We start from the raw sequence: 9,396 nt of genomic DNA on the forward strand, positions 1-9,396 counted from the left end.
CGATCCAGACCGCGTCGTCAGGAAGACGCCAGTCGGCGCCCGCGCCGCCGTCTCGAAACCGGGCGCGCCGTGGCGCAGCACCCTCAGCATGGGAAAGTCTCATCGATCACGCGATGGGAATGGCCCACCGCGCCCCCGCCGTCAACGCGGGGCTTGCGCCTTGTCGTCGTCCTGGCCTTGGGCGGCCTGGATAAGGGCGGCGATCCGATCGGTGTTGTCGGCGGCCTGGTTGATCATGTCGAGCGGCGAGCTGGCGCGCACCGTGGCGGCGACCTGATTGGCGGCCTGCTTGGCCAGAGACACCGCCGCGTTTTGAGCCAGGGCCAGCTTGCTGGTGGCCACAGCGATGCGGGTGGCCTGGGCGTTCTGATAGATGAAGCCATTGGTCGGATAGACGGTCGAGCCCAGGTCGCGAATCGGGTCGTACCAGACCTTGACTTCGCTCCAGTCGCCGGCCGGCGAGACGTCGACCACGGTCACGTCCTGCTCGACCTGGCCGCGGGCCCCGTTCATCATCGACCAGTTGGCGTGGGTCACCTGGATGACCCGGTCGGTCAGCACCTGGCTGACAAAGGCCACATGACCCAGGGTCATTCGGCCGGTCGGCTTGAAACAGAGGACCGCGCCGGCCTTGGGCGCGAAGCCGGTGTCGTACTTGCCGGTAGCCTGGCTCCACCATGTGCGGGCGTCGCCGAAGATCTGGATGCCGGACATCAGTCGCGCGAACGGGACGCATTGCCAGTAGCCGTCAGCCACCGCGCCGGAAACCGGCAACAGGCTGATCATGGCGGCAGCGGCCAGGGAACCCCAGAGGGTTCTCGTCCGTTTCGACATGCTGTGGGCGCTCCCCTGTGTCACTGGATCTAGGGGATAACCCTGACAGCGACGTATGAAAAGAGTGTTTCTTAGGCGCCGACTGTGGCAGGGGCCGCGACTGCCGCGCATTGGCCCAAGCTTTCATCTTCTGCCGGCACGGCTTCTCGATCAGCTGATAAGATATCGCTGATAGCGGGATCAGTGCGGCCACGATGACCACCCAAGCATAAAGCGGCAGTTGCTCACCCTCGATATGGAGAAGCTTGAGCGCCACATTGACCGCCAGGATCTTCCAGGGGATGCAGATCATGTAGGTCGAGTAGCTGATTTCACCCAGATAGACGAAAAATCTTTGGCTAGCGAAGCTGGAACCTGCCGAGGCCAGTCCGGCCAGCATCACCACGCCCCCGCCCAGCAGCATGACGATCAGCGGGTCGGGCGCGCCCGTCTGCACCGCGATCAGCACCGCGGCGCCCATCAAAGCGGCGCCGGGGCCTGCGATCCGGCCCGAAATGGCGCCCGAACGCCACAGGGCGTGAAGAGCACAGCCAAAGGCGAAACAGGGCACGATACGCAGCGCGCCCCAACGGATGGTCGCCTCGGTCAGCGGGAAGCCCGCCAGGCGCTCAAACGTCGGATAGAGGACCGCGATCAGCCCCAGGGCCAGGCCGACGGCCAGGAACGGGCGCTTGCGCAGCGACCAGGCGGCCGTGGCGAAGACCGGGAAGCAAAGATAGGCGAACCATTCGGCCGAGATCGACCACGACGGGTGATTCCATCCCGACGCAGGGGCGAGACCCCAAGCGTGGACCATCAGCAGGTTAGCCGGCAGGGCGTTCCAGGCCAGCATGTTTTGGTCGACAGCGATCCCGAGCAGACCCGCGGCCCCCGCCATCAGCCCTACGCCGAGCAGGGTGGCCAGATGCAGCGGATAGACCCGGGCCAGTCGGTTCCAAAGAAAGTCGCCGTAGCGGAAGCGCCCCTGGCCAAAGCCTTGCAGATACACGTGACAAAGGATGAAGCCCGAGAGGACGAAAAACGCTTCGACCCCCAGATAGCCCTTGGCCACGACGCCGGGCGCGGGCCCCGCAGAAAGGTTGGGCCAGTAATGATAAAAGACCACCCAAAAGGCGGCCAGGAATCGAAAAGCGGTGAGCGGCTTTACATGAGCGGCGTCGAGCATGTGCAGCTCCCCTTGACGACCCAGGACTCTCAGCCCAATTGGAATCCGAACATGGGCTTGTCCACGTCTGTCGCATGACAGGCGACGGCGCTTCGAAATGCCCGCCGCCCCTAACGATTAAGCGATGACCCATGAACGAAATCCTTAGCCTGCTCGCCGATCCCGCCGCCTGGGCCGCCCTTGTGACCCTGGTCGTGATGGAGGTCGTTCTCGGGATCGACAATCTGGTCTTCATCTCGATCCTGTCGAACAAGCTGCCCGAAGAGCATCGCGCCCGCGTGCGCCGCATCGGGATTTCGCTCGCCCTGATCATGCGGCTGGTCCTGCTGTCGACCATCGCCTTCATCGTCGGCCTGGTGCATCCGGTGTTCGACCTGGGCATCGTCGGTCCGATGGGCGAGCACGGCGAACCGGGCTTCGAGACCGCCTTCTCCTGGCGCGACCTGATCCTTCTGGCGGGCGGCGCCTTCCTGATCTGGAAGGCGACCAAGGAAATCCACCACACGGTCGACCCGGTGAAGACCGACGACGTCTTCGACAAGAAGGCCGCCGTGATCTCCAATGTCGGCGCCGCGATTGTGCAGATCATCCTTCTGGACCTGGTGTTCTCGATCGACTCGATCCTGACCGCCGTGGGCATGACCGACCATTTGCCGATCATGGTCGCGGCGGTGATCATCGCCGTGGTGATGATGATGGTGTCGGCCGGTCCCCTCGCGAACTTCATCAACAAGAACCCCACCGTGGTCATGTTGGCGCTGGGCTTCCTGCTGATGATCGGCATGGTGCTGATCGCTGAAGCCTTCGGGATGCACGTGCCCAAGGGCTATATCTACGCCGCCATGGCCTTCTCCGGCGTCGTCGAGGGCCTGAACATGCTGTCGCGCAAGGCCGCGTCAAAGACGGATGGCGGCGGCCAGTAGCCACCCCGCTAAGCCGCCGCCTGCCGGAGCCGCCTTGCGGCGGCTCCGTTTGGTCCGACGTGCGTTAGGTCAGTCTGATTGATTGACAGGAGACCGCGCATGAAGACCCTGAACCTGGCCGGCTTCGCCTCGGCCCTGACGCTCGCCGCCTGTTCGCCCAGCCCGGCTCCGGCTCCCGCCGACCCTGCGCCGGCTCCGGCCACGGCGCCGGCGCAGGTGGAACTTCCGACGGCGCCCCCTGCGCCGACCGTCACGCCGGCGGCCCATGACCTGGTCGGGCGCTGGACGGGGCCGGAGGGCACGTCCTTGGTCGTCACCGTCGTCGGGACGGCCTATCAGGTCACCGTCACCAACCTCGACGGCCCGCGTGATTTCCCCGCCATGGCCGACCCGATGGGCGTGCGCTTCACCCGTGACGGCCAGGACCTCCTCATTCGCAAGGGTACGGGGGCCGAGACCGGCATGAAGTGGCTGGCAGACAAGTCGGACTGCGTCGTGGTGGACGCCCATGAAGGCTACTGCCGGGATTAGGCCCGGTCCTACAGGAAGCTGTAGGGATCGATGTCGATCACCACTCGCACGGAGTTGGGGACCCTGGCTCGGGCCTTCCAGGCGGCCATGAAGCCCTGCAGGTTGACGCTGCGGTCGGCGCGCACCAGGAAACGCTTGCGGCGGCGACCGCGCACCAGGGCCAGGGGCGCGTCGGCGGGCCCGAACACTTCCACGCCCTCGGCGTTGGGCGTTGCGGCCGCCAGGGCCTGGCAATAGGCGTCCAGGGCGATCGGGTCGGGTCCCGAGGCGATCACGGCCGCCAGGCGGCCAAAGGGCGGCAGACCGGCATCCTGGCGCATGGCCATCTCGGCCTCGACGAAGGCGTCGCGATCCTGGGCCTTGAGGGCTTGCAGCACGCCGTGCTCGGGCGCGTAGGTCTGTAGCAGCGCCCGACCCGGCTTTTCGTGTCGTCCCGCTCGCCCCGCCGCCTGAGCCAGAAGCTGGAAGGTGCGTTCACCGGCCCGCAGATCGCCGCCGCGCAAACTCAGGTCGGCGTCGACCACGCCGACCAGGGTCAGGTTGGGAAAGTTGTGGCCCTTGGCCGCGGCCTGGGTGGCCACCAGGATATCGATCTCGCCGGCGGCCATGGTCTCGACCAGGGCCCGAGCCCCGGCGGCGTCGAACACCGTGTCGGATGAGAACACCGCCACCCGAGCCTCGGGAAACAGGTGGCGCGCCTCTTCCTCCACCCGCTCGACCCCAGGACCGATCGAGACCAGGCTGTCCTTGGCCCCGCAGTGAGGACAGGCCTCGGGCTTCTTCATCGAAAAGCCGGTCAGATGGCAGACCAGACGCCCGGTATAGCGATGCTCGACCAGCCAGCTGTCGCTGTCGGGCGACTTCATCTTTTCGCCGCAGGCCTTGCACAGCACCAAGGGCGCATAGCCGCGCCGGTTAAGGAACAGCAGGGTCTGCTCGCCCCGCGCCAGGGTCACGGCCATCGCCTCGACCAGGGGTCGCGACAGCCATCGGCCCGGCTCGGGCGGCGTGACGCGCATGTCGATCAGGTCGATGTCCGGCAATTGCGCCGCGCCGTGCCGGGTTCCCAGCCGCAGCCAGCGATAGCGACCCTGCTGGGCGTTCCACAGGGTCTCCAGCGACGGCGTGGCCGAGGCCAGCACCACCAGAGCGCCTTCGATCTTGGCCCGGGCCACGGCGAGGTCGCGGGCCTGATAGATGAAGCCCTCTTCCTGCTTGAACGAACTGTCGTGTTCCTCGTCGACCACGATCAGGGCCAGCTTGCGGAACGGCAGGAACAGGGCCGAGCGGGCCCCGACCACGATCCGCGCCTGACCGTCGGCCACGGCTTCCCAGACCCGTCGGCGACGCGGCGGAGCGATGCCGGAATGCCACTCGGCCGGCATCGCTCCGAAGCGAGCCTCGAACCGGGCCAGGACCGCCTGGGTCAGGGCGATCTCGGGCAACAGCACCAGCACCTGGGCGTCCGGATCGGCGGCCAGGGCCTTGGCGGCGGCCTCCAGATAGACCTCGGTCTTGCCAGACCCCGTCACCCCGTCGAGCAGGGCCGCCTGAAAGCCGCCGGCCGCTAGCATCTCGCCCAGCGCCTGGACGCTGGCCGACTGGTTGGGATTGAGGGTCTGGGCCGGTCGCGTCAGGTCAGGCTGCGGGAACCGGGTGTCGGGCGCGACGAAGGCGACAGCCAGAGCCCCCTCGTCGACAAGGCCCTTGATCACCCCGGCCGAGACACCCGCCAGCGAGGCCAGGGCCGCCGCGCTCATCGGCCCCTGCTGCGCGGCGGCCAGCCCCTTCAGGCGCGCGGGGGTCATGCGGGCGGGCGTCGTCCCGGTCAGGGCCAGAACCCGGTCGGGCTTGGCCGGCGGGTGGCGGAGGCCTCGCAGGGCCATGGCCAGCGGCCAGGCGGCCAGGTCGACCGAATATTTCGCCGCCCAGTCAATGAAAGTCAGCACGCCCGGCGGCAGGGGCGGATCATCCAGACGCTCAAGCACGGGCTTCAAGGGCCGATTGCCGCCCGTCCCGTCGCGAATCGCCGTGACCACGCCGCGCACGACGCGCGGGCCCAGAGGTACGGTGACATGTTCGCCAACCACCAGGCCCAGCCCCTCGGGCTCGGCATAGTCGAAGGCCTCAGGCAGCGGCATGGGCAGCAGGACGGAGGCGATACGCGGCATGGGAATCGGGTTCTGCCCCTTAATCGACGCGCCGTCGAGATGGCCGATCGTCACCCCATCAAGCCGGCGTTAACCGATCTGGCGCTTCATCCTCGATCTAAGTGCGTGTGGAGCAAAGCCGACCATGACCGATGCCACCCAAGCCGCCCTGCTGAAGGTCGAGGTCTGCCCCAAGGCCGTGCGTGACTTCCTGCGCGCCGAGCCCGGCTTCCTGCGCGAGGACGGCGAGTTGCTACGCGACCTGGGCCTGCGCGCCGAGGGCGGCAATGTCATCGACTTCGGCCCGGCGGCCATTGCCCGCGCGGCCGCCGCCCATGAACGCGAATCGACCGTGCGTCGCGAAATCGAGGCTACGGCCCGCGCCAACTTCTCGGCCCAGGCCCAGACCCATGCCGCCGTCATCGACGTGCTGGACGCCCGAAATCACTCCGACCTGGCCCGCCGGGTGGACGAAATGGCCGCCCTGCGCTTCGGCCTCGCCGCCGGGGTGGTGGTGCTGGAGGGCCCCGACCGCGTGCCCGCCGGCTGGCATCGCCTCGTCGAGGGACAGATCGACATGATCATGGGCGACCAGGGCGTGGCGCGCATGGGCTTCCACGCCCCCGCCCTGGGCCTGTTCGGCGACCGGCTGGACAGCATCCGCAGCATGGCCCTGGTGCGCATGGCCCTGTGGGAGCCGTCGCGCCAGGCGATCCTGGCCTTCGGTTCAACCGATCCCGAGGCCTTCACGCCGGACATGGGCCATGAGCTGGTCGCCTTCCTGGCCCGCGTGGTCGAGCGCACGGCCGAGCGCTGGCCGGTCCTGTGACCTCGGCCCGCCAGGCCCTGGCCGCCTGGCTTGAGCACCTGACCCATGAGCGCCGCGCCTCACCGCGCACCGTGCGGGCCTATGGCGACAACGTGGTCGCCTATCTGAACTTTCTGGAGCGCCATCGCGGCGAGCCGTCCAGCGTCGCCGACCTCGGCGAGGTGACCGCGGCGGAGCTACGGGCCTATCTGGCCGTCCGTCGCCAAGGGGATCAGGCGCTCTCACCGCGCTCCCTGTCCCAGGCGCTGTCGTCGATTCGGGCCTTTCACCGCTATCTCGACCACCGACTGGATACGCCTAACGCCGCCATCGCCCTGGTGCGCGGACCGCGCGTCAAGGTCGGGGCGCCCCGGCCGGTGACCGAGGACCAGGCCTATGGTCTGCTCTCGGAGATCGCGCTGGACCCCGACCGCGAGCCCTGGGAAGCCGCCCGCGACCAGGCGGTCCTGACCCTGCTGTGGGGCTGCGGTCTGCGGATCTCGGAGGCCCTGTCCCTGACCCGCGCCGATGCGCCCTTGGGCGACAGCCTGAGGATCACCGGCAAGGGCGGCAAGACCCGGATCACACCGGTGCTCGACGCGGTTCGGGTGGCGATCGACGCCTATTTGAGCCTCCTGCCCTTCGTCCCGCAGCCCGACGACGCCCTCTTTCGCGCCAAACGCGGGGGAGCGCTGTCGCCCCGCCACGTGCAGGCGACCGTGCAGCAGCTTCGGGGACGGCTGGGTCTGTCCGACCGAGCCACGCCCCATGCCCTGCGCCACGCGTTCGCCACCCATCTCCTGGGAGCCGGCGCGGACCTCAGGGCGATCCAGGAGCTGCTGGGCCACGCCTCGCTGTCGACGACCCAGCGCTATACCCAGGTGGACGCGGCAGGTCTTCTGGCGGCCTACGGCAAGGCCCACCCCGCGCCTGACAAGAGATTGCGGCATCCTGTCGCGCGCTCGCACAATTCCGCGCCCGATTAACTACACTTTTACCGCCATCAACGCTTCTGGTCATGAAAACTGACCCTGGCCCGCCTTGCGCGAGTCAGGTCGGGCCATGGGGCTGACGATGAAATTCGACGATCTGAAGATTTCCACCAAGGTGGCTCTGCCAGCCATCATCCTCACCCTCGTGGCCATGGCCATTATCGGCATGGGGGCCTGGCAGTCCTACAAGGCGGAGCAGGCCACCAAGGTCCTCGTCGAACAACGCGGCCCGGCCGAGACGGAGGGCTCGCGCTTCAACCGACGGATCGTGACCATCGGCTATGCCGGCTACCGCACTGTCTCCAACGCCGGCACCTCGCCCGAGGCTCAGGAGGCCAGCGCCGAGATCGACAAGGCCTACAAGGAAGCCAAGGTCAACCTGGCCGCGCTCAAGACGTTGGAGCCGAAGGCCGCCAAGACGGTGGCTGACTTTGGCCACCGTCTCGACAAGATCTATTCCAGCGCCCGCCAAGGCGCCGATCTTGGCCTGATGGACGCCGACGAAGCGGCGATCATGGTCATGGCCGTGATTGACCCCGACATCACCAGCCTCAGCGCCGATGTCAGCAAGTTCAATGAAGTGCACCGTAAAGAGACCCGGGCCATGGCGGACAAGGCGGCCAAGGCGTCCAAGACCGGCACTATCTTCAGCGCTCTGTTCGGCGTGATCTCGGCCGGCGTGGCCATGATCTTCGCCATTTGGATCGGCCGCTCGAAGATCTCAGCCCCTCTAACCAATCTCTCCAAGACCATGGAAGTCCTGGCTCAGGGCTCGGCCGACGTCGACATCGTCGGCGCCCAGCGCAAGGACGAGGTCGGCGCCATGGCCCGCTCGGTCCAGGTGTTCAAGGATAACGCCCTGGCGCTGCGCTCAGCCGAGGCCGCCCAGCTGCGCCTCGCCAACGAGACCGAGGCCGAACGCCGCCGCAATCAGGAAGTGGCCGAACTGGCCGCCCGTGAGCAGGCCTTCGCCATGGAGAACATCGCCGCCGGCCTGACCCGCCTGGCCGAGGGGGACCTGACCTATCGCGTCGATCAGGACTTCCCCGACGCCTACAAGCGTCTGCAGGCCGACTTCAACGGCGCCATCGGCCAGATGGAAGAGGCGATGCGCACCATCGTCCACGCCGCCAACGGCATCGGTTCGGGCAGCGACGAGATCGCCTCGGCCGCCGACGACCTGTCGCGCCGCAGCGAGCAGCAGGCCGCCAGCCTGGAAGAAACCGCCGCCGCCCTCGACGAGATCACCGCCACGGTGAAGCGCTCGTCGGCCGGCGCCGTCGAGGCCTCCAAGGTGGTCGGTTCGACCCGCGCCGACGCCGAACGCTCGAGCGTCGTGGTTCGCGGCGCCGTCGAGGCCATGAACCAGATCGAGAAGTCCTCGCAGTCGATCAGCCAGATCATCGGCGTCATCGACGAGATCGCCTTCCAGACCAACCTTCTGGCGCTCAACGCCGGGGTCGAGGCGGCACGGGCCGGTGACGCGGGTCGCGGCTTCGCCGTCGTCGCTCAGGAAGTTCGGGCCCTGGCCCAGCGTTCCGCCGACGCCGCCCAAGGAAATCAAGACCCTGATCTCGACCTCCTCGCAGCAGGTCGGCCAAGGCGTGGCCATGGTCGGCCAGACCGGCGAGGCCCTGCAGGCCATCGTCACCAAGGTCAGCGAGATCGACGCCCTGGTCAGCGAGATCGCCGCCGGTGGGGCCGAGCAGGCCACCGGCCTCAATGAGGTCAACGCCGCCGTCAACCAGATGGACCAGACCGTTCAGCAGAACGCGGCCATGGTCGAGCAATCGACCGCCGCCAGCCATGCCCTGAAGGGCGAGGCCAACAACCTTCTGCAGATGATCGGCCGCTTCCAGGTCAGCGGCGGCGGCGCCCAGCCTCCCGCGCCGCCCCGCCCCGCCGCTACAGCCCGCCGCCCGCGCCGCGCGCCTCGGCGCCGGCTCCCGCCACGCCTCCAGCCGTCCGGGCGCCAATCCGGTCCGCGCCGCCC

9 protein-coding genes are annotated in these 9,396 nt (G+C 68.0%); 6 read left to right on the plus strand and 3 right to left on the minus strand.

All coding sequences use genetic code 11. The annotated features are described in order from the left end of the window. Positions 1-141: 141 nt before the first annotated feature. A complete protein-coding gene (locus tag CSW58_RS05485) occupies positions 142-834 on the minus strand; it encodes a CHAP domain-containing protein (protein ID WP_099446612.1) in 693 nt (230 codons plus the stop codon). Further along, the gene (locus CSW58_RS05490) at positions 749-1,999 is read right to left on the minus strand and encodes an acyltransferase family protein (RefSeq protein ID WP_369825083.1); all 1,251 of its coding nucleotides are present in this window, start codon (positions 1,997-1,999) and stop codon (positions 749-751) included. The genes CSW58_RS05485 and CSW58_RS05490 overlap by 86 nt, the downstream gene beginning before the upstream one ends. Before the next feature lie 131 nt (positions 2,000-2,130). On the opposite strand from CSW58_RS05490, the gene CSW58_RS05495 reads away from it, so the two are divergent. Then, the gene (locus tag CSW58_RS05495) at positions 2,131-2,922 is read left to right on the plus strand and encodes a TerC family protein (protein ID WP_099446613.1); all 792 of its coding nucleotides are present in this window, start codon (positions 2,131-2,133) and stop codon (positions 2,920-2,922) included. Positions 2,923-3,021: 99 nt separating this feature from the next. Next, positions 3,022-3,453, plus strand: coding sequence for a hypothetical protein (locus CSW58_RS14010; protein WP_161494570.1), 432 nt, complete (start codon positions 3,022-3,024; stop codon positions 3,451-3,453). 8 nt (positions 3,454-3,461) lie between these two features. On the opposite strand, the gene CSW58_RS05510 is transcribed toward CSW58_RS14010, so the two are convergent. Then, positions 3,462-5,624 carry a primosomal protein N' gene (locus CSW58_RS05510; protein ID WP_099446618.1) on the minus strand — a complete coding sequence of 721 codons (2,163 nt, stop codon included), beginning with the start codon at positions 5,622-5,624 and terminating at the stop codon, positions 3,462-3,464. A 124-nt stretch (positions 5,625-5,748) separates the two neighbouring features. On the opposite strand from CSW58_RS05510, the gene CSW58_RS05515 reads away from it, so the two are divergent. From CSW58_RS05515 to CSW58_RS15660, 4 genes are all read left to right on the plus strand, one after another. After that, the gene (locus CSW58_RS05515; RefSeq protein ID WP_099446616.1) at positions 5,749-6,432 is read left to right on the plus strand and encodes a DUF484 family protein; all 684 of its coding nucleotides are present in this window, start codon (positions 5,749-5,751) and stop codon (positions 6,430-6,432) included. Continuing rightward, positions 6,429-7,397 (plus strand): tyrosine recombinase XerC, encoded by a 969-nt coding sequence (locus tag CSW58_RS05520; protein WP_099446617.1) that lies wholly within the window; start codon positions 6,429-6,431, stop codon positions 7,395-7,397. The genes CSW58_RS05515 and CSW58_RS05520 overlap by 4 nt, the downstream gene beginning before the upstream one ends. An 88-nt stretch (positions 7,398-7,485) precedes the next feature. After that, positions 7,486-9,129 (plus strand): methyl-accepting chemotaxis protein, encoded by a 1,644-nt coding sequence (locus CSW58_RS15655; protein ID WP_255406552.1) that lies wholly within the window; start codon positions 7,486-7,488, stop codon positions 9,127-9,129. Next, positions 9,014-9,396, plus strand: a 383-nt coding sequence (locus tag CSW58_RS15660; RefSeq protein WP_255406553.1) for a methyl-accepting chemotaxis protein, incomplete at its 3' end; no start/stop codon positions are given. The genes CSW58_RS15655 and CSW58_RS15660, both read left to right, overlap by 116 nt.

This window comes from Caulobacter sp. B11 (genome assembly GCF_002737765.1).
Lineage (GTDB): Bacteria > Pseudomonadota > Alphaproteobacteria > Caulobacterales > Caulobacteraceae > Caulobacter.

What these genes read in the sequence shown, in the direction of transcription:
- CSW58_RS05515 (WP_099446616.1), top strand. Translation starts at nt 5,749, where the DNA reads ATGACCGATGCCACCCAAGCCGCCCTGCTGAAGGTCGAGGTCTGCCCC.
- CSW58_RS05490 (WP_369825083.1), bottom strand. Translation starts at nt 1,999, where the DNA reads ATGCTCGACGCCGCTCATGTAAAGCCGCTCACCGCTTTTCGATTCCTG.
- CSW58_RS05510 (WP_099446618.1), bottom strand. Translation starts at nt 5,624, where the DNA reads ATGCCGCGTATCGCCTCCGTCCTGCTGCCCATGCCGCTGCCTGAGGCC.
- CSW58_RS14010 (WP_161494570.1), top strand. Translation starts at nt 3,022, where the DNA reads ATGAAGACCCTGAACCTGGCCGGCTTCGCCTCGGCCCTGACGCTCGCC.
- CSW58_RS05495 (WP_099446613.1), top strand. Translation starts at nt 2,131, where the DNA reads ATGAACGAAATCCTTAGCCTGCTCGCCGATCCCGCCGCCTGGGCCGCC.
- CSW58_RS05485 (WP_099446612.1), bottom strand. Translation starts at nt 834, where the DNA reads ATGTCGAAACGGACGAGAACCCTCTGGGGTTCCCTGGCCGCTGCCGCC.
- CSW58_RS15655 (WP_255406552.1), top strand. Translation starts at nt 7,486, where the DNA reads ATGAAATTCGACGATCTGAAGATTTCCACCAAGGTGGCTCTGCCAGCC.